Here is an 18,771-nt window from a genome sequence, read left to right on the forward strand (position 1 = left end):
ATCCATGAGCCGCGGGGGAGCGCCCCCCGCGAGCGCGACCACAGAGGCGGGGATCACCCGGTCCCATCCCGAACCCGGCAGTTAAGCCCGCCTTCGCCGAGAGTACTGCAGCGCAAGGCTGCGGGAGGGCAGGGCGTCGCGCTCGCGGAGGGCGCTTTTCTATGCGCGAGCGGCCGCAGAGGCCGGCAGGGCCCGCGGGGGGATCGTCCCCCCGCGGGCCCTTCTTGCGTTTTAGGGCGTCTATGAGCGGGTCCCCTTCCGCGCTCTGGGGCCTGCTGCGCGCGGCCTATTCTGCGTTCCGGGGGCGCCTTCTCTTGCGCGCGGGTCTCTTCTGCGTTCTGGGGGATAATGAATGGCTATGAGTCGGCTTTTGCCCTTACCAGTCCTTGATTCTTTGGGGTTTGATTGCTTTCTGTGATAGGCTTTATAGCGTTGACGGTCTGAACAGGGGGTTGTAGTGCCTAAGCCTCATATTCCTTTGGATGAATTGAACTTGCAGGTGAGGGGTTGTCGGCGGTGCCCTCTTGCTGATGGGCGCACGCAAACGGTTTTCGGCACGGGAAACCCCCATGCCCGGGTGTTGTTCGTTGGCGAAGCTCCTGGGAAAAATGAGGACTTGCAGGGCGAGCCTTTTGTGGGGGCTGCCGGGCATTATTTAAATGAACTGCTGGGAGTTGCTGGCTTGCGTCGCGAGGACGTGTTCATCGCGAACGTGTTGAAGTGTCGGCCGCCTTCGAATCGCGACCCTCGTCCTGAGGAGATTGAGGCGTGTACGCCGTTTTTGCGTGAGCAGACGCGAACCATTGATCCCGAGGTCATCGTGACGCTGGGGAAATTCTCAACGCAGTTTATCTTGAAGACGCAGATGGGCATCTCGCGCTTGCATGGGCATGCCTATAAGGCGGGCAAGTTTTTGGTGTTTCCGATATTTCATCCTGCTGCTGCTTTGTATGACGGTGCTAAGCGTGAGGCATTAGAGAATGATTTCGTTACGCTGAAGGAAGTGCTGCAGATGCTTGATGCGGAAAAGATGAAGGCCGCTCAGCAAGGTGATGGTGCTGCGTCTGCTAGCTAACAGCGTTCGCTCTTAGCGTCATGTCCCTTTTGCTGTGGGCATTCTGCTGCTTTTTCTGACTATTCGCATGCTTGCGTAACGCTTGTTGTAGAACTGCTTACGCGTAATGATTGCGTTGTGTGACGCTCACTTAATAGATTGCGGGTTACTGGTGATTTCTGACTCATTTGAAGCGGGGGATTTCGATCCCATTGCGTATATCAACACTCCCTATTGGCAAGCCTCTCGGCTGGGGCTTGACCGTATTCGAGAGCTTCTTGAGCGTTTGGGGCGCCCGCAGGATTCGCTTCGGTTCGTGCACGTTGCGGGCACGAATGGGAAGGGCAGCACGTGTTCGTATATTGCGAGCATACTGCAAGCTGCTGGCTATACCACGGGCTTGTTTACCAGTCCCTTTATCGAACGATTTGAAGAGCGCATTCGCGTGAATGGGCTCGATATCAGCTACGAGGCGCTTACGCGCGTCACGCTTGAGGTTCGCAAGCATGCTGAGGCGATGGCTGCTGAATGCGACGACCATCCCACAGAGTTCGAGCTGATGACGGCTGTCGCGCTGCAATATTTTGCGGAAAGCAAGTGCGACATCGTGGTGCTTGAGGTTGGCCTTGGCGGTCGTTTGGACTCTACGAACGTGATTGATGTGCCCGAGGTTGCGGTTATTGCGCGTATTGGGCTTGATCATACGAACTTGCTGGGCAACACCACGGCCGAGATTGCGGGCGAGAAAGCGGGCATCATCAAGCCTGGTTGCGCGGTGGTGTCTTGGCCTCAAGATGCTGAAGCGATGGCGGTGGTTGATGAGGCTGTGCGAGGTTGCGGCGGTACTGTTTCCTGCCCTGAGTTCTCTTCCTTGAGCGTTGGCGAAATAGTTCATGTTGAGGAAGCTGATGCTGCGGCTGGCCAACCATCGGTGCTTCGCTTCTTTACGTATAAAGGTGTTGCGTATACGACGTCGCTTCTGGGGAGCTACCAGCCGAAAAATGCCGCGCTTGCCCTTGAGGCGGTGTTTGCGCTTCGTTCACGTGGGTGGAATATTTCCGATGACGCTGTGCGTTCTGGTGTTGCCGCTGCCAGGTGGGCGGGCCGGTTCGAGGTGCTGCCGCGTGTGAGCGGGCGGCCGTTGATTGTGGTTGATGGCGGTCACAACCCCCAGGGAGCTCAGGCGCTTGCCGATTCTTTGGCGGATGTTTTCCCTGGCAAGAAAGTCGTTTTGTTTTCAGGCGTTATGGCTGATAAGAACCATGCGGCAATGCTTGCAACCGTACTGCCGTATGCCTGTGCGTTTGTGGCGGTGACGCCTGACAACCCTCGCGCATTGCCGGCACCGGAATATGCCGCCGAGGCGAAACGTGTTGTGGCTGACCTGGCCGACGGAGCGGAGCTGCCGGTGTATGCGGCGTGTGATTACGATGACGGTGCCAAGCGAGCTGGCGAATATGCTGGCACTGATGGCATTATCTGTGCTTTTGGCAGCCTGTACAGCATTCACCAGACGAAAGAGGCGTTTCGGGCTGCGGGTCTGATTGAGTAGCTCCGAGTCGCGCTGCGGTTTTGATTGCGCAGCTGTGTGTTGTTGGTGGTTGAAGGCTGCACGCCCAAACGCGCGATGGCTTGATGCAGCGACAAGCGGATGTGCGCGTTTCGGGTTTGGACGGCTGATATCAGTGCCGTGTCAATCGCTAGAGAGCTTTACGCTTGCTGAATAGAAAGAAGCCGTTCAGACATCTATCCGGACGGCTTCTTTGTTGGTGCTTTGTTTTGCGACTTACAGGTTGTCGATGTACTCGACCAGGTCGCCGACGGTTTCGAGGCCTTCGGGCTCGCCGAAGTCGACGTCGCACTTCTCCTCGAGGTCGCAGATCAGCTCGACCATGTCGAGGGAGTCGATGCCGAGGGACTCGAACGTGGACTCTTCGTTGACGGTTTCGGGCTCGATATCCAGGTTGTCCTGAAGAACTTTTTTGATGGTGTCGATGGTAGCCATAGTGGCGAATCCTTTCTCAAACTAGCAACGCAGGTATGGTAGCACAAACCGCGCGCGGGCTTTGCGGTTCAAGATGAGCCGACACGCACGAATCATACGTGCTGCACAGGTGAAAACAGGGAAAGGGAAGGACTGCGTTTGGATATTGCAGGACAATCAGCTCTGTAATGCTGCAGCGTGTTTGGCGAAATGGTGAAGCGCACTGCGTGTGTTGGCTTCTGCGCTGCAGGCTGTTCGCGGCTTGTTTGTTAGCTGGGGCTGCGGGTCGCTGCGAACGCTGCAGCGAAAGAGGGGTACTTGCAAAACAAAAGTGGCCGCGCAAAGGTGCGCGGCCACGTGGTAACGGTGAATAATCGCTAGTCGACTTGCTTCAGCAGGCCGTAGCCGCCGCCGGTGCGGCGATACAGCACGTTGACCAGGTTCGTGTCGCGATCGATGTACGCGAAGAAGTCGTGACCGAGCAGATCGATCTGCACAAGCGCTTCCTCTTCGGTAAGCGGCTGGAACTGCATTTCCTTCACGCGAACCACTTCTTCGTCGGCGGTGAACTCTGCCATGAGGCTGTCGGGATCGAATTCGCCTACCGGTGCGGCAGCATCGGCGCGAACCTTGCGGTCGAGCACGCGCGTCTTGAACTTGCGAAGCTGGCGAAGAACCTTAGCGGCGGCAACGTCGATGGCGGCGTACATGTCCTCTTCGGATTCCTCGACGCGAACGATGTGGCCCTTCGTGCGCAGCGTAACCTCGCAGATAGCGGGGGTTGCGTTTGCAGGGTTCTTCTCCACGTGCAGGACGACTTCGGCATCAAGCGGATTAATGTCCATGACCTTCATGGAATTGCCGATTTTTTCCTCGGCGTACATGCGCAGCGCGTCGGTTACAGGCATCTTGCGTCCGGTGACGGTAATGCTCATGTCAATCACCTCTTCCTCGCGGCGGATAAAAAAGTTCGACGGGAATCGTGCCTGCTCAAGGCCATAAAAGGCCACTGTGAAGTGCGTTGCAGGTTGACCCCTTTCGTCGAACCGGTACAAACAGCATAGCGCACTTTACGGAGATTTTGCAGCCGAATTTGGCGGTATTTTCGGGTTCGTTCGTAAACGTTTTGAAAACGCCCACGCCACGTTCCCGGGCGTGCCGCATCGCCCGCATGATAGACTGTCCGAACCAAGGGATTAAGGTAGGACATGCACGATAATCGCATTTACATCAAAGAGGTTCAGGGGCATCAGCATCGCTGGCAGAAGCTTATCAACCTGACGCATTCTTCCACGAAGGCCGCCGGTGCCATGCTGCTTGCCGCGGTGGCGGCGCTTGTGGTGGCGAACACGGCCGCGCACGAGCCGTTCCTGGAGTTCTGGCACACGCACATCGGGTTTTTCTTCGGCGACGCCGTGGGCGAGATGTCGCTGGCGCACGTGATCAACGACGTGTTCATGGCGGTGTTTTTTCCTGCTGGTGGGCCTGGAAGTGAAGTACGAGCTGACGGTGGGCGAGCTGACGAACATCCGCCAGGCGCTGCTGCCCATCATGGCGGCCGTTGGCGGCGTGCTGGCGCCCATCGGCATCTATCTGTTGTTCAACGCGGGCGACCCCGCCACCGCGGGTGGTTGGGGCGTGCCGACGGCCACCGACATCGCGTTCGCACTGGGCATTCTGGCGCTTCTGGGCAACCGCGTGCCGGCGGGCGTGCGCGTGTTTCTATCTACGCTTGCCGTGGCTGACGACATCATCGCTATTTTGGTCATCGCTATTTTTTACGGACAAAGCCCGTCGCTTGGTTGGCTTGCCGCGGCGGCGGCGGTGCTGGCCGTGCTGGTGGCGCTTAATCGCGGGCATGTGTACTCTCTTGCGCCGTATCTGCTGGTAGGCGCCGTGTTGTGGTACTGCGTGTACATGTCGGGCGTGCATTCCACCATCGCCGGCGTGCTACTGGCGTTCACTATTCCGTCGGGGTCGCGCGTGAACCTGCGCAGTTTCGCCACGTGGTCCGACACGCAGGTGCGCGAGGCCAGCCGCGCGTACGATCCGGACGAGCCGGTGCTGGCGCAAAGCCAGTATGTGAAGACGGTCGAGCATCTGTCGCACGTGGCGCGCCAGGTTGTCCCGCCGGCAACGCGGCTTGAGCACAAGCTGTATCCGTGGGTGTATTTCGGCATTTTGCCGCTGTTCGCGCTGACGAACGCCGACGTGAGCTTCGCGGGCATGGATGTGGGCGCGCTGTTCGGCTCGCCGGTGTTCTTCGGCATCTTCTTCGGCCTGCTGGTGGGCAAGCCGCTTGGCATCATGGCCATGAGCTTTTTGGTGGTGAAGCTGAAGCTGGCGAACTTGCCAGAGAACGTGAACTGGCTGCATATGCTGGGCGCGTCTATTTTGGGCGGCGTTGGCTTCACCATGGCCATTTTCGTGGCGAACCTGGCGTTTACCGACGCGGTGCTGGTTGCCACGGCGAAGCTGGGCATTTTGCTGGCGTCGCTGGCCGCCGGCGTGCTGGGCTTCACGTTCCTGTTGGTGCAGGCGCGCGGCGCGCAGAAGCAGGGCGTGGCGTTCGTGCGCGCGGCCGATGGTGCCGAAGAGGATTTTGCGGCGCTGCCGACCGCCGATCGCGAAGATGCCCGCGAAAGCCGCGAGATGCTGCACGACCTGGGCGAAGGCTACGAGAGCGATCCGCGCGGCTTGGCATAAGCGGCGCGTTGGGTGCTTTGAGACTTGCTGCCGGATGCTTGGCTGCGCTAGATGAGCTGGCGGGTCTTTGGGGATGTGTGGCGCTGCGTGCGTGGCGTTCGCTTCCTGAATTGCGGCGTTGGTAACGCTAGGGTAGTGGCTGTGTGCGCTTGGCGTGCAGGCGGCGGGGCGTCAAGGGGCGTTGCGGTATACTTTTCTGCAGTTCAATCGCTTGCGGCGCGGCGGGTTTCGCCTGCGGCGCTGCGGTGCGCGAAAGTTCGCGCTTTCTTGCCAGCCTACTGAAAGGAACGCCATGGAAGCTGCCGCCATCGTTTTGGCCGCGGGTGCCGGTACCCGCATGAAGTCGAAAAAGCCCAAGGTCGCACACGAGGTCTTGGGCAAGCCGCTCGTGCGCTGGGTTGTTGATGCCGCGCACGCTGCGGGCGTTTCGCAGGTGGCCACGGTAGTGGGCCATGCGCGCGAGCAGGTTATTCCGCTGGTGGAAGGCGATACGCAGGTAGTGGTGCAGGAAGTGCAGAATGGCACGGCCGGCGCGGTGCTGGCTTGCGCCGATGCGTTCGCCGGTTTCGATGGCTCGCTTTCCGTGCTGACGGGCGATTGCCCGCTTATCAAGCCGGAAACCATTGCTCGCCTGGCTCAAGTTCGCGACGAACGCAACGCGGCCGTGGTGGTGCTGACCATGAAGCTTGACGACCCCACCGGTTATGGACGCATCATTCGCGACGAGGCGGGCCAGGTTGAGCGCATCGTCGAACAGAAGGATGCCACGCCCGAGCAGGCCGCCGTCAACGAGTGCAATTCCGGGTTCTATTGCTTCGATGCCCGCGCGCTGTTTGACGCGCTGGCCCAGGTCAGCAACGATAATGCACAGGGCGAGTTTTATCTGACCGACGTGCTGGAGATCTGCCGAAACGCTGGCCGTCCCGTGCTGGCGCTTGCCACCGACGACGCCACCGAGTGCTTGGGCGTGAACTCGCGCATCCAGCTGGCGCAGGTGACGAAGGTCATGCAGCGCCGCATCAACGAGCGCCATATGGCCGCCGGCGTCACCATGGTAGATCCCGATCAGGTATGGATCGGCCCCGATGTGGAAATCGAGCGCGACGTGGAGCTGTTGCCGCAGGTCATGCTCATGGGCGCCACGCGCGTGGGCGAGGACAGCGTCATCGGCCCGAACACGCGCCTGACCGACACGTGCGTCGGCCGCGGCTGCACCATCGAGGAAACCGTTGCCATCGAGGTGCAGATCGACGACGCCGCAACCGCTGGCCCGCGCGCCTACCTGCGTCCCGGCACGCACCTGTGCGAAGGCGCGAAGGCCGGCACGCACGTGGAAATCAAGAAGTCCACCATCGGCCGCGGCAGCAAGGTTCCGCACCTTAGCTACATCGGTGACACCACCATGGGCGAAGGCGTCAACATCGGCGCCGGCTCCATCACGTGCAACTACGATGGCAAGAAGAAGTGGCCCACCACCATCGGCGACAACGCGTTCATCGGCAGCGACACCATGATGGTGGCCCCCGTGACCATCGGCGCCGGCTCCATTATCGGCGCCGGCTCGTGCATCACGAAGGAAGTGCAGCCCGACGCGCTGGCGCTCACGCGTCCCGAGCAGCGCGAGGTTCCCGGCTGGGCGGCAAAGAAGCGCGCCCGCCAGGCCGCCGAGGAATAGGCGGCAGTTTCGCCCTTTGCTTTGAACGCCCCTTCCGAACGCTCGGGAGGGGCGTTTTCGTATGGCGTGAAGTCCTCGTAGAAGGATGGCTTGCTATCTGGCCTTTTCCCACGCGCGCAAGTAGAATAGGCAACAACTGACAATTGCGAAGCGATGCGAAGGAGCACGCGCATGACTGCGGAAATGGAAAAGCGTAAGAGGATGGCAGTGTTTTCGGGTTCTTCCAACCTGGAACTTGCGGACAAGATTGCGCAGGAGCTGGGGATTTCTCTGGGCAACGTGAAGCTGGAGAAGTTCGCGAACGGCGAGATTTACGCTCGCTACCTGGAAAGCGTCCGCGGCGCCGATGTGTTCATCGTGCAGTCCGTGTGCTCAAGCCCGAACGGCTTCGACGTGAACGACAACCTCATGGAGCTGCTCATCATGATCGACGCCGCAAAGCGCGCCTCCGCGCACAGCGTCAGCGCCGTCATCACGCATTACGGCTACGCGCGCCAGGACCGCAAGGCCGCGCCGCGCGAGCCCATCACCGCGAAGCTTGTGGCCGACCTGCTGACCGCCGCCGGTGCCGACAACCTCATCGCCATCGACCTGCATCAGGACGCCATCCAGGGCTTCTTCGACAAGCCGGTGAACCACATGACGGCCATGCCCATCTTCGTGGACTACTTCAAGCAGATGGGCTTCAAGCCCGAGGAGCTGTGCGTCGTGTCCCCCGACGTGGGCCGCGCGAAGGCTGCGAAGAAGTTCTCCACGCTGCTTGATTGCGACATCGCCATCATGCATAAGGATCGCCCGAAGCACAACCAGGCCGAGATTACCGCGCTGATCGGCGACGTGAAGGACAAGACCTGCATCCTGAACGACGACATGATCGACACGGCCGGCAGCCTGGTCGCCGCCGCTACCACGCTGAAGGCCAAGGGCGCGAAGAAGATTTATGCTTGCGCCACGCACGGCCTGTTCAGCGGCCCGGCTTACGAGCGCCTGGAGAATTCCTGCATCGAAGAGGTTGTGGTCACCGACGCCGTGCCCGTGCCGCTTGAGCGCCAGACCGGCAAGATCAAGGTGGTCACGCTGGCTCCGCTGTTCGCGCAAACCATCAAGAACGTGTACAACAACGGTTCCGTGGCTTCGCTGTTCGAATAGGGTGCGGCTGCATGTTTTTGATCGTTGGCCTGGGGAATCCGGGCGAGGAATATGAGCACACGCGGCATAACGCCGGTTTTGACTCGCTTGACTTGGTGGCCGAGGAAGTGGGCGCGCGCTATTGGAAAACCGAGTGCGGCGCGCTTACCGCTAAAGGCGTCTGGCGCGACAACGACGTGGTGCTGGCGAAGCCGCAAAGCTACATGAACACGTCGGGCGGGCCGGTGAAGCAGCTGATGAACGCATACGGCGTGAAGCCTGACCACTTGATCGTCATCCACGACGAGCTTGACATCGACCCGGGCACCATCCGCGTGAAGTTCGGCGGCGGGCACGCGGGTCACAACGGCCTGCGCAGCATCTGCGACAAGCTGGGCACGCGCGATTGGTTCCGCGTGCGCTGCGGCATCGGCCGCCCGCCGGGACGCATGCCGGTGGTGGACTGGGTGCTTGGCCGGCCGAAGAAAGAGCAGGCCGACGACTTCTCCCAGGCAACGCACCTGGCCAGCCAGGCCGCCCTTTCACTCATAACGGACGGTTTGGACAAGACGCAGCAGCGCTTTAACTAGTACAATGGATGCAGGCTGCATCGCATCGGGGACGCCTTTGGGCGTCTCCGTTTTATGTGCGGGGGTACAGAAAGCGGAGCGGATATGTCCTTATCTGAGAAGGGGCGCACGTATGCGCTGTTCACCATTGTTGTGCTGGCCTGCGCGTTGGGGTCGCTTACGCAAACGGTGATGAATTCCATGTTGGGCGGCGTGAGCGCGGATTTCGGCGTCGATGCCAGCGTGGGGCAGTGGCTTACCACCATTTACATGCTTGCGCTGGGCATCACTGTTCCCGCCGTCACGTTCTTGTCGCAAAAGCTGTCTGTGCGCAACGTCGTGTATTTGGCGCTGTGCTTGCTTTTGGCCGGCGGTATCGTCGATGTGCTGGCGCCATCGTTTCCCGTGCTGGTGGCGGGGCGCGTGCTGCAAGCGGTTGGCGCGGGTGTCACGCTTCCCGTGGTGCAGTCCATTGCCATGACGCGCTTCCCTGCGGGGCAAAACGGCACGGCCATGGGCATTGCGGGCATTGCCATGGGCTTTGCGCCGAACATCGGCCCGCTTATCGGCGGCGTGCTGGTGGATTCGTATGGATGGCGAAGCTTCTTCGTGCTGTTCGATGTGGTGGTGGTTGTGCTGATCCTTGCCACAACGGCCCTGGTCAAGCGCGAGGATGCGCCGTGTCGGGACGCGCGTTTCGAGGTGGTTTCGTTTCTGTACTCGACGCTGGGCTTCGGCGGGCTGCTGCTGGCGTTCTCGAATGCGGCAAGCATGGACATCGCTTCCGCGCTGGTGTGGGCGCCCGCGCTTGTGGGCGTTGCGTGCTTGGTGCTGTTCGTGGTGCGCCAGAAGCGCATCGAGCACCCGCTTATCACCATGCAGATTTTCCAGTTCCCGCATTTCCGCATCAGCTTCATTGCGCAGAATTGCCTGTTCGCGTCGTTTATGGGCATCACGTTGATCGTTCCTTTGTATGTGCAGGGGCTTTTGGGTTTGAGTGCCGTTGAGGCGGGGCTCGTGTTCGTGCCCGCCACCATTTTGGCCGTGGTGGTCAATCCGCTTGCGGGTATCCTGTCCGACAAAATCGGCGCGCGCCCGGTTGTGCTGGTGGCATCTACGCTGCTGACGGTGGGGGCCGTTTCCATGGCGTTCACGGACGAAAGCACGCCTTTGTGGTTGCTGACCCTCATGCAGACGGTGCGCGGCATGGGCGTGAGCGCGCTGATCGGCCCGCTGAATTCGTGGGGCATGGGCGGTCTTCCGGGCCAGATCATGATGGACGCCAGCGCGTTTTTCGCGGCGGTGCGCCAGGCGTGCGCGTCGCTTGGCACGGCGGTCATGGTGCTTGCGATCACGGCGCTTTCCGCTGCGGCAGCAACAGGGGCCGTTGGTGCGCAGGTGGCTTATCAGGCGGCGTTCGGCATTTCCGCGGCCCTTGCGGCCTGCGTCTTCGTGGTGGCGGTGACGAAGGTGCGTTAGCGCGCGGCGTGCGTTAACGGGACGTGCAAGTCTGCGGGCCTTGAAATTGACGTTGACGAAGGCCGTGCTTGGGAAGGGCGCGGCCTTTTCGTATGCCTGTTGTGAGTGGCGACGACGCGTGCGGTAACTGGTGTGCGGTCAGCACGTCTGATGGGGGGTGTGCTCGATTCGTTGATGTCTAACGTTTGTGGTTGGCGCGCGCATGGCGCGGAAGGCACGCGGCCCTTGCTGTCGCGTGCAGCGCTTGTGCCGTTCGCGGTCGTTTTCGTCACGATGGTTGCCATGTGCTGCCCGTCTGGTATACTGCACTTCAGCACTCTACTGTAGTAAAGTGAAAGAAACGGGAACGCGCCAGGCGAATCGGCGATGAGCGGGCGCAGAAGGGAAGGCACCATGAAGAAGAAGCTTCTTGGCCTGGTGGCATGCGCCGCCACGCTGGCGCTGTCCGGCGCGCTGCTTGCGGGCTGCGCTGGCTCGGGCAGCAATGACGAGGCTGCTGACAACAACGCCGCATCCACCGACAAGACCACGCTGACCGTGGGCTTCGATCAAAGCTACCCGCCGTACGGCTTCGTGGGCGACGACGGCAAGTACACCGGTTTCGACCTTGACCTGGCCCAGGCCGTGTGCGACAAGAACGGCTGGAGCTTCGAGGCCACGCCGATCGACTGGGATGCCAAAGACGCGCTGCTGTCGCAAGGCAACATCAACTGCATCTGGAACGGCTTCACCATGGAAGGCCGCGAGGATGGGTACACGTTCTCCGACCCGTACATGCTCAACGAGCAGGTGGTGGTTGTGAAGGCCGGCAGCGACATCAGCGATTTCGCGGGCCTGTCCGGCAAGACGGTCATGACGCAGGTTGACTCTGCGGCGCTTGACGTGCTTGAGGGCGACCAGGCTGAGGTTGCCGCCACGTTCAAGGGCGGCGCGGCCCAGACCATCGGCGATTACAACAACGCGTTCATGCAGCTTGATTCCGGCATGATCGACGCCGTTGCGTGCGACCTGTCCATCGCGCAGTACCAGATTTCCGCGAACCCGGGCAAGTACGTGCAGCTGGAAACCCCGCTGTCTACCGAGCACTACGCCGTGGGCTTCAAGAAGGGCAACACCGAGCTGGCCAACCAGGTCACCGAAACGCTGAAGCAGCTTGACGCCGACGGTACCGTGAAGAAGCTGTGCGAGAAGTACGCCAGCTACGGCATCAGCTACGACAACTGGGTGCTGGGCAAGTAAACGGTTTTCCCTGTTCGCAGGGGTAGAAACGGTATTCAACGCTGCGCAGGTCGGGGGTGTGCTTCCGACCTGCGCAGCGGTTTGCATGCGTGTGGGGCACCGTGAACTAAAGTTGCTTCGACGCAAAGAATGCGCAACGGCCGTCGCCTGAGAAGGCGGCGGCTTTCGTGCGAAAGGAGATTCATGGAATTTGGAACCATGATGGGGCTGCTGCTTTCGGGCTTGCAGTTTACGGCCATCATCTTCGTGGTTACGCTCGTAGGCGCGCTGCCGCTTGGCGTGCTGGTGGCGCTTGGCCGCATGAGCAAGTTCAAGCCGCTGTCGCTGTTGGTGCAGTTCTACATTTCGGTCATGCGCGGCACGCCGCTGATGCTGCAGCTGATGATGTGGATGTTCGGCCCGTACTACATTTTCGGCATCTCCATGGGGCCGGATTGGAAGTACGGCGCGTGCTGCATCGGCTTCATCCTGAACTATGCCGCGTACTTCGGCGAGATTTACCGCAGCGGCATCCAGTCCATCCCGCGCGGGCAATACGAGGCCGCCGAGGTGCTGGGGTACTCGCGCACGCAAACGTTCATGAAGATCATCCTGCCGCAGGTGTTTAAGCGCATCCTTCCCGCCATGGGCAACGAGATCATCACGCTGGTGAAGGACACGTCGTTGGCGTTCGTGCTGGGCATCATGGAGATGTTCACGCAGGCGAAGGCCATCGCCGCAGCTCAGACAAGCATGATGCCGTACGTTATCGCCGCGCTCATCTACTGGGTGTTCAACTTCGTGGTGGTGATGGTGCTTAACCGCATCGAGAAGAAGATGGATTACTATCATGACTAGGTGATTCCGTTTTGCCTACGGCAAAACGGAACTGCTCGATGCTGTGGCCGCTTCTGGCACGCCGTCTTGTCTTTCAACTTCACGGGCATGGCCCAAAGGCCAATGCCCGCTCGTTTCAAGGCAATACGACGCACCAGAAGCGCCCTCGCTGACTTTGGTGCTACCTGCGGCGTTTTGACTTTGTGTTGCGGGGTTTTCGCATTCTCGTTTCGTTGTTCCTGCTGATTGGACTATTTATCATGACTAACCCTCTTGTTTCGCTTTCGCATGGTCGTAAGAGTTTCGGCCAGACTGAGGTGCTGAAGGACATCTCGCTGTCTGTTGAGAAGGGGCAGGTTGTTGCCATCATCGGGCCTTCTGGCGGCGGCAAGTCGACGCTGTTGCGTTGCATGACGCTGCTTGAAACGCTTGACGGCGGCAGCTTGTCGTATGGCGACCTTTCAGTGGCAACTGATTCCGGGTCGGGCGCCGTGTATGGCGGCAAGGCCGTGCTTGCGCAGGCGAAAACCCGCTTCGGCCTGGTGTTCCAGAACTTCAACCTGTTCCCGCACTATACGGTGCTGAAAAACGTCATCGATGCGCCGCTTTCGGTGCAGAAGCGCCCGAAGGACGAGGTCTTGGCCCAAGCGCGCGAGCTTCTGGCGAAGATGGGGCTCGCCGGGAAAGAAGATATGGTGCCGTGCGAGCTTTCCGGCGGCCAGCAGCAGCGCGTTGCCATTGCCCGCGCGCTGGCGCTCAACCCCGACGTGCTGTTCTTCGACGAGCCTACCAGCGCGCTTGACCCCGAGCTGACGAAGGGCGTGCTGAAGGTTATCCGCGACTTGGCCGACGAGCACATGACCATGGTCATCGTGACGCACGAGATGTCGTTCGCGCGCGACGTGGCCGACCACATCATCTTCATGGATGGCGGCTACATCGTTGAGGAAGGCCCTGCCGAGCAGGTCATCAACAATCCGCAGCATGACCGCACGAAGGCGTTTTTGGCCAACTACGGGGATTAGCATGGACGTAACGTTTTACATCACGCGGCACGGGCAAACCGTGTACAACGTGGCCAGCCGCGTGCAGGGCTGGTGCGACTCGCAGCTTACCGACGAGGGCATTCGCGTGGCGCGCAAGCTGGGCGAGGGTTTTGCGAACGTCGGGTTTGCGCAGGCGTATTGCAGCGATGCCGGCCGTGCCGTGCAGACGCTCAACACCGTGCTGGCGGCGCGTTCGAAGGCGAACCCTGCGGCGCAGCTGCCGCACATCCACGTGCCCGATCCGCGGCTGCGCGAGTGGTGCTACGGCAACTTGGAAGCGGGCCCGGGCGAGGAATTGCACGCGGCCCTGGCGCGCGGCTTTGGCGAGGATTTGCCGTTCGACGAGCTGAACCGCCGGCTGCCGCAGGTAGCGGGCGTGCTGGCCGACCAGGACACCACGGGCCGCGCCGAGCGTTTCGACCAGGTGCGCGAGCGCCTGACCAGCTTCTTCAACGATGCGGGGCAGCAGGCGCTTGCTGCTGGCGGCGGCAACGTGCTGGTGGTGACGCACTCGTTCGTGGTGCGCAGCGTCATGTATCTGCTGGATTCTTCGCGCGTGAACGACCCGCTGAAAATCAAGAACGCCAGCGTCACGCAGGTAACTTACGACGGCGAAACGTTCACGTTGGGCGAAACGGCTTCCACACGCTGGCTGGGCGAAGAGCCCGAAGAAGCCAACGCCATCCCGTTCGGCTTCAAGATGTAGCGCCGACGCGCGGTTAGTGTAAGGCTGCGTCAAGGAGTCGAAGGTGAGAAGCCGCATTTCGCATCGCATGCACTGCAAGACTGTTGCAGGCGCCGTTTCGCTTCCGCAAACATAAAGAAGGCTCGCATCGGAATATCCGGTGCGAGCCTTCGTGTTTTAGCTTGCGAGCGCCTAGCTCTCGTGGTATTTCGTGAGCGTGGGCGTGGTAACAAGCTGCAGGTCGCCTTGCACGTCGGCGGGCAGCGTTACGGTGTACGTGAACGTTGCCGTGGTGCCGACGGGCAGCGGATTGTTCGGTTTCGCTACCATACCGCCGTCGACATCGCATGTGTACGTGACATCAATGCCCTGGTACGTGGCCTTCCCCAGCGTTGCGCCGTTCGATGCGACCACGTCGGAGATGCTGCCGCCAACAGGCGCATAGAAGTACAAGAATGGGTTCATATTGCCGCGGTTCGAGTCTTCGGACATGATGTAGTCGCCGCCGGCAAGCGCCTCCTGTTCAGTGAGGAAGTTCGTGAGCGTGGTGGTGACGTGGTACGTGCGCGAGCCGTCAGAGCCGGCAACCGGGCCGCTGACCTGCGTGTCCATGCCAAGCCACCAGCCAAGCTTGCTGCCCAGCCAGTAGTTGATGAACACGCCGAGCGTCGGCTGCTTCTGCGTGGCGGCCGTCATGGATCCCGAGTAGCCCATATCCTCGATGTTCTGCTGCTCGGTGGGGTTTGCAAGCCAGATCATGACGCGGCGGTCGTCGAGTCCGCCCATCATGACGTTGACAAGCTTCATGAGCGATGTCGCATTCATGTTGTCAAGCGCGGCGTCAAATGCATATCCAGCTGCTTCGGAGAACAGCGCGTCGACGATGTCGTTGCCATCGGCCATATTCGCGCCGCTGGAAAGGTATTTCCAGTACAGGTCGTGTTGCAGCACCTCAGTGGCATTCGCGCCGTCAATGTAGGTGCCGTCGGACAGCGTGAAGCTTTCGCCTGTTGCGGCAAGCAGGTCCTGCACCATGGTGGGCGTGATAGAGATGACGCCGTCAACGGCCTGGCCGGATTTCTCTTGATAGGCGGTGGCCCAAATGCTGGCAACGCGCGGATAGTCGGGGTTGAAGCCGTTATCCCATGAATACTGCGTGTACCACGGGTAGAACAGGGTGTTTTCCTCGTCGGTGATATTGCACTGCGCTGGCGTGTCTTCGACCATCATGTCGTAGACTTTCGTGAAGTCTCCCAGCTCGATCTGGCCGTTGTCGATGGATAGCGTGCCCATGGAGCCGGGGAAGCCGCCCGATGCGCGAATCTCGGCGCTGTTCTGCGCGGCAAGCAAGTACGTGCGGTTGCCGTCGGCACCAAGCAGCGCGCCGATGATGGGCGCGAACGTGTTCGCCTGCTGGAACGTGGAGTTGATGTTTGCGAGCTTGTCTTTTGCGGGGTTGAGCATCTTCTCAAGCTGCTCGATATGCATGGAGGGCAGCGCATTGAGCTCGTCGGCGCAACGCTGCATGGTCGGCGCGCAGCTTTGGATGGAGCCGAGCAGCGTGGAGATAGCTGCGATGTTCAGCGAGCCGTCTTGGCCGATGCATTCCGAGGGAGGCGTTTGCACCAGGCTTTGCGTCAGTGGCACGATGGCGTTGTCAGAGGCGTCGGTGAGCACGTCTGCGATGGTCTGGGCACTTTTCACGTCTTCGCCGATGACCGGAATCACGCCGGCAACGTTCCATAGGGGCGATGAAAGGGCCTCGTCGAGCGTTTTCGCAGACGCTTGCAACTTGGTTGCGCTTTGGGCGGCGCCGGCGAAGTCCTGACCGGTGATGGCGGTTTGGACTTCGTTGACGGTTGAAAGGATGCCGGAAGCCTGCGCCTTCATGTCCTTCGCCGACAGCGCAAGAGCCGCACCATAGCCGCCAACGCCCACGATAAGGCACACGATGACGACGATGGCAACGATGAGCCCGGTACGCTTCTTCTTGCGCTTCTTCTTCACGCGGATCATGCCGTCGTGGTTGTGGTTGCTCGGCGGCAGGGGTTGGAAGTTGTAGTCCCTGTTTCCGTAGGCGTTGCTGTAACCGCCTTGCGGCGCGCCGAAATTGCCGCCGTAGGGCTGCTGACCGAATTGCTGCGTCGGTTGCTGCGGCTGGTGGGGCCGCTGCTGATGCGGCTGCCCATACGGTTGGTTTTGCTGCGGTCGCGGCGCCCCCGCGCGTGACTGGCCGGGTTGCTGGCCGAAGCCGGGCTGGTTAGGCCGCGAGTGTTTTCCTTGGTTCTGCATTGCACTCCTGACTCGTTTGTGCGTACGGAGTAAAAGTCTAGCACGTTGGACGCAAGGTTCCAGGGGCTTGAAAATGAAGCCATAAGGTTGATTGAACTGCGCGGATAAACGAAGGAATGCATGTAACGTCCGCCGGTGCTGTAGCGTTTTGAGCACGGCGAAACGGCGGCTTGGGACATGAAAAAGCCCGGAAGGCGGTGCCTTCCGGGCTGGTAAGTCAGCGTGCCTTCGACGCGCTACTTCGTGAAGCGGCTGTAGTCGTAGCCGCCTTCGCCGCCGCGCTTTTTCTTGTTAGCGGGCTTGTTCTGCTTGTAGGAGCCGGCCTGTGCCTTGCGCTCCTTCTTGTGCAGGCGCGACTGGGCGTTCTTCGCGTTGCGGCGCGCGCGGTATTCCTCGTCGGAAAGCCACTCGCGGTTGTTGTCGCGGCCGCCGCGGAAGTCGCGGTTGCCGCCCTTGCCGCGCCCGTTGCCGCCGCGGTTGTCGCGGTCATAGCGTCCGCCGCGATCGTTGCGCGAGCCGCGGCCCGGACGGTCGTCGCGACCCGGGCGCCCGCCGCGGAAGTCGCGGTCGTCGCGCTCATAGCGGGGCTTGCGGGCATCGCGGCGCTCGTCGGTGTTCGGACGGCGGCCTTCGCGCTCGGCACGCTCGGCGCGCTTCTCGCCCTGACGGCGTGCGCCGGCCGGCTTGCCGCCGCCGCGACGCGTGCCGCCCTTGCGCTCGCCGCGCTTGGGCTTCTCCAGGATGGACGGGTCGGTCTCGTAGCTTTCGATGGTGGTGAACGGGATGTCCTTGCCGATAAGCTTCTCGATCTCGCGCAGCGTCTTCACCGTTTCGCGCGTGACGAACGAGATGGCGAAGCCCTCTTCGCCGGCGCGGCCCGTGCGGCCGATGCGGTGCACGTAGTCCTCAGCCATGTCGGGCAGGTCGAAGTTGATGACGTAGTTCACGTCGGGCACGTCGATGCCGCGGGCCAGCACGTCGGTGGCAACAAGGATGTCGGTCTTGCCGCGGCGGAAGTTCTCCAGCGCGCGACGGCGGCGGCCCTGGGTTTTGTCGGAGTGGATGGACTCGGCGTGGAAGCCGTCGGCCTCAAGCGCCTCGGCGCATTCCTCGGTGCGGTTCTTCGTGCGGGCGAACACGATGACGCGCTCGTGGCCCTTCTCGTTGAGCACGGCCTCAAGCAGCTCCTGCTTCTTGCGGTTGGCGATGGGCATGATGTATTGCGTGACGGTTGCGGCCGTTTCGCCGTTGCGGGCGATCTCCACGATGGCCGGGTCCTTCAGCAAATCGCCCAGGTTCTTCTGGATGGAGCTGTCGATGGTTGCGGAGAACAGCAGCGTTTGGCGGTCTTCGGGCGTGTGCTCGACGATTTTGGTGACGTCGGGCAAAAAGCCCATGTCAAGCATGCGGTCGGCCTCGTCAAGCACCAGCACGGACACCTCGGACAGGTCAACGACGCCGCGGTCCATCAGGTCGTTCAAGCGGCCAGGCGTGGCAATGAGCACGTCGGTGCCGCCGCGCAGCTCGCGGATTTGCGGGCCGTAGGGCGTGCCGCCGTACACGGTGGTCACGAAGTGGCCCGTTTTGCGGGAAATCTGCATGCACGTGCGGGAAATCTGCTGCGCAAGCTCGCGCGTGGGGCTGACGACGCACACGCGCGGCGCGCGGCCGCGGCCCTTGACGCGGGGCAGCGTGGACAGCGTGGGCAGCAGGAATGCCGCCGTCTTGCCCGTGCCGGTGGAAGCGGCGGCGATAACGTCGCGGCCTTCCAGAATGTAGGGGATGGACTGCTCCTGAACAGGCGTGGGAGCGTCGTAGCCCATGCGCTCGACGGCGGCAAGCGCCGCCTCGGACAGGCCGAGTTCTGCAAATGCGGTCATGTGAATCCGTTTCTCTTCGCGGTTGAGAGCGCACACCGTTAGCGACGCCCGAACGGACGACGGCAGCCAAGCGCTTTGCAACCTGTACCAATGAATCGCACCCGCCCCAGGCGGCGTGCTTGCGCTTGACGCGAGCCGCTTTCCGTATGTCTTCTGCGGTGCGTTTATGTGAGCGCGCGAAAAGAAACAAGAAAGAATTTCGTGAGAAGCAACCTGCT

The 18,771-nt window shown here is 61.2% G+C and carries 15 protein-coding genes, 1 rRNA gene and 1 pseudogene; 13 read left to right on the forward strand and 4 right to left on the reverse strand.

The annotated features are described in order from the left end of the window. The first annotated feature begins 30 nt into the window (after positions 1–30). From rrf to ET524_RS07495, 3 genes are all read left to right on the forward strand, one after another. Positions 31–145 (forward strand): 5S ribosomal RNA (gene rrf / locus ET524_RS07485). Between the two features lie 312 nt (positions 146–457). Then, the gene (locus ET524_RS07490; protein ID WP_129424608.1) at positions 458–1,075 is read left to right on the forward strand and encodes a uracil-DNA glycosylase; all 618 of its coding nucleotides are present in this window, start codon (positions 458–460) and stop codon (positions 1,073–1,075) included. A gap of 106 nt (positions 1,076–1,181) precedes the next feature. Then, a complete protein-coding gene (locus tag ET524_RS07495) occupies positions 1,182–2,606 on the forward strand; it encodes a bifunctional folylpolyglutamate synthase/dihydrofolate synthase (RefSeq protein WP_129424610.1) in 1,425 nt (474 codons plus the stop codon). Positions 2,607–2,840: 234 nt separating this feature from the next. Here ET524_RS07495 and ET524_RS07500 read toward each other — a convergent pair whose 3' ends face one another. Further along, on the reverse strand, positions 2,841–3,059 hold the full coding sequence (locus ET524_RS07500) for an acyl carrier protein (protein WP_129424612.1): 219 nt from the start codon (positions 3,057–3,059) through the stop codon (positions 2,841–2,843). Positions 3,060–3,415: 356 nt separating this feature from the next. Beyond that, entirely contained in the window at positions 3,416–3,973 is a 558-nt protein-coding gene (hpf, locus tag ET524_RS07505; RefSeq protein WP_129424614.1) for a ribosome hibernation-promoting factor, HPF/YfiA family, read from the reverse strand. Positions 3,974–4,348: 375 nt separating this feature from the next. Here hpf and ET524_RS12185 point away from each other — a divergent pair. From ET524_RS12185 to ET524_RS07550, 10 genes and pseudogenes are all read left to right on the forward strand, one after another. Next, a pseudogene (locus ET524_RS12185) lies at positions 4,349–4,441 on the forward strand (hypothetical protein); the annotation flags it as partial. Positions 4,442–4,514: 73 nt separating this feature from the next. Further along, positions 4,515–5,744, forward strand: a complete 1,230-nt coding sequence (gene nhaA, locus ET524_RS07510) for a Na+/H+ antiporter NhaA (protein ID WP_269089566.1) — start codon at positions 4,515–4,517, stop codon at positions 5,742–5,744. 292 nt (positions 5,745–6,036) lie between these two features. Continuing rightward, a complete protein-coding gene (gene glmU, locus ET524_RS07515; RefSeq protein WP_129424616.1) occupies positions 6,037–7,419 on the forward strand; it encodes a bifunctional UDP-N-acetylglucosamine diphosphorylase/glucosamine-1-phosphate N-acetyltransferase GlmU in 1,383 nt (460 codons plus the stop codon). 171 nt (positions 7,420–7,590) lie between these two features. Continuing rightward, complete coding sequence (locus ET524_RS07520) at positions 7,591–8,568, forward strand: ribose-phosphate diphosphokinase (protein ID WP_236648281.1); 978 nt, start codon at positions 7,591–7,593, stop codon at positions 8,566–8,568. A gap of 11 nt (positions 8,569–8,579) precedes the next feature. Then, on the forward strand, positions 8,580–9,137 hold the full coding sequence (gene pth / locus ET524_RS07525) for an aminoacyl-tRNA hydrolase (RefSeq protein ID WP_129424618.1): 558 nt from the start codon (positions 8,580–8,582) through the stop codon (positions 9,135–9,137). Positions 9,138–9,221: 84 nt separating this feature from the next. Continuing rightward, the gene (locus ET524_RS07530) at positions 9,222–10,595 is read left to right on the forward strand and encodes a DHA2 family efflux MFS transporter permease subunit (RefSeq protein ID WP_129424620.1); all 1,374 of its coding nucleotides are present in this window, start codon (positions 9,222–9,224) and stop codon (positions 10,593–10,595) included. Positions 10,596–10,988: 393 nt separating this feature from the next. Further along, positions 10,989–11,834 (forward strand): transporter substrate-binding domain-containing protein, encoded by an 846-nt coding sequence (locus ET524_RS07535; RefSeq protein ID WP_129424622.1) that lies wholly within the window; start codon positions 10,989–10,991, stop codon positions 11,832–11,834. Between the two features lie 183 nt (positions 11,835–12,017). Beyond that, positions 12,018–12,671 carry an amino acid ABC transporter permease gene (locus tag ET524_RS07540; RefSeq protein WP_129424624.1) on the forward strand — a complete coding sequence of 218 codons (654 nt, stop codon included), beginning with the start codon at positions 12,018–12,020 and terminating at the stop codon, positions 12,669–12,671. Positions 12,672–12,910: 239 nt separating this feature from the next. Beyond that, a complete protein-coding gene (locus tag ET524_RS07545) occupies positions 12,911–13,675 on the forward strand; it encodes an amino acid ABC transporter ATP-binding protein (protein WP_129424626.1) in 765 nt (254 codons plus the stop codon). 1 nt (position 13,676) lies between these two features. Further along, positions 13,677–14,402, forward strand: a complete 726-nt coding sequence (locus ET524_RS07550) for a histidine phosphatase family protein (protein WP_201738726.1) — start codon at positions 13,677–13,679, stop codon at positions 14,400–14,402. A 171-nt stretch (positions 14,403–14,573) separates the two neighbouring features. On the opposite strand, the gene ET524_RS07555 is transcribed toward ET524_RS07550, so the two are convergent. Together ET524_RS07555 and ET524_RS07560 are read right to left on the reverse strand one after the other, a co-directional pair. Then, positions 14,574–16,673, reverse strand: coding sequence for a DUF4012 domain-containing protein (locus tag ET524_RS07555; protein WP_129424630.1), 2,100 nt, complete (start codon positions 16,671–16,673; stop codon positions 14,574–14,576). 236 nt (positions 16,674–16,909) lie between these two features. Continuing rightward, positions 16,910–18,553, reverse strand: a complete 1,644-nt coding sequence (locus tag ET524_RS07560; RefSeq protein ID WP_129424632.1) for a DEAD/DEAH box helicase — start codon at positions 18,551–18,553, stop codon at positions 16,910–16,912. Positions 18,554–18,771 lie beyond the last annotated feature (218 nt).

The sequence above is a fragment of the Senegalimassilia faecalis genome (assembly GCF_004135645.1).
GTDB lineage: Bacteria > Actinomycetota > Coriobacteriia > Coriobacteriales > Eggerthellaceae > Senegalimassilia > Senegalimassilia faecalis.

What these genes read in the sequence shown, in the direction of transcription:
- ET524_RS07560 (WP_129424632.1), bottom strand. Translation starts at nt 18,553, where the DNA reads ATGACCGCATTTGCAGAACTCGGCCTGTCCGAGGCGGCGCTTGCCGCC.
- ET524_RS07530 (WP_129424620.1), top strand. Translation starts at nt 9,222, where the DNA reads ATGTCCTTATCTGAGAAGGGGCGCACGTATGCGCTGTTCACCATTGTT.
- hpf (WP_129424614.1), bottom strand. Translation starts at nt 3,973, where the DNA reads ATGAGCATTACCGTCACCGGACGCAAGATGCCTGTAACCGACGCGCTG.
- ET524_RS07495 (WP_129424610.1), top strand. Translation starts at nt 1,182, where the DNA reads ATGATTGCGTTGTGTGACGCTCACTTAATAGATTGCGGGTTACTGGTG.
- ET524_RS07500 (WP_129424612.1), bottom strand. Translation starts at nt 3,059, where the DNA reads ATGGCTACCATCGACACCATCAAAAAAGTTCTTCAGGACAACCTGGAT.
- ET524_RS07550 (WP_201738726.1), top strand. Translation starts at nt 13,677, where the DNA reads ATGGACGTAACGTTTTACATCACGCGGCACGGGCAAACCGTGTACAAC.
- ET524_RS07545 (WP_129424626.1), top strand. Translation starts at nt 12,911, where the DNA reads ATGACTAACCCTCTTGTTTCGCTTTCGCATGGTCGTAAGAGTTTCGGC.
- pth (WP_129424618.1), top strand. Translation starts at nt 8,580, where the DNA reads ATGTTTTTGATCGTTGGCCTGGGGAATCCGGGCGAGGAATATGAGCAC.
- ET524_RS07535 (WP_129424622.1), top strand. Translation starts at nt 10,989, where the DNA reads ATGAAGAAGAAGCTTCTTGGCCTGGTGGCATGCGCCGCCACGCTGGCG.
- ET524_RS07555 (WP_129424630.1), bottom strand. Translation starts at nt 16,673, where the DNA reads ATGCAGAACCAAGGAAAACACTCGCGGCCTAACCAGCCCGGCTTCGGC.
- ET524_RS07520 (WP_236648281.1), top strand. Translation starts at nt 7,591, where the DNA reads ATGACTGCGGAAATGGAAAAGCGTAAGAGGATGGCAGTGTTTTCGGGT.
- glmU (WP_129424616.1), top strand. Translation starts at nt 6,037, where the DNA reads ATGGAAGCTGCCGCCATCGTTTTGGCCGCGGGTGCCGGTACCCGCATG.
- ET524_RS07540 (WP_129424624.1), top strand. Translation starts at nt 12,018, where the DNA reads ATGGAATTTGGAACCATGATGGGGCTGCTGCTTTCGGGCTTGCAGTTT.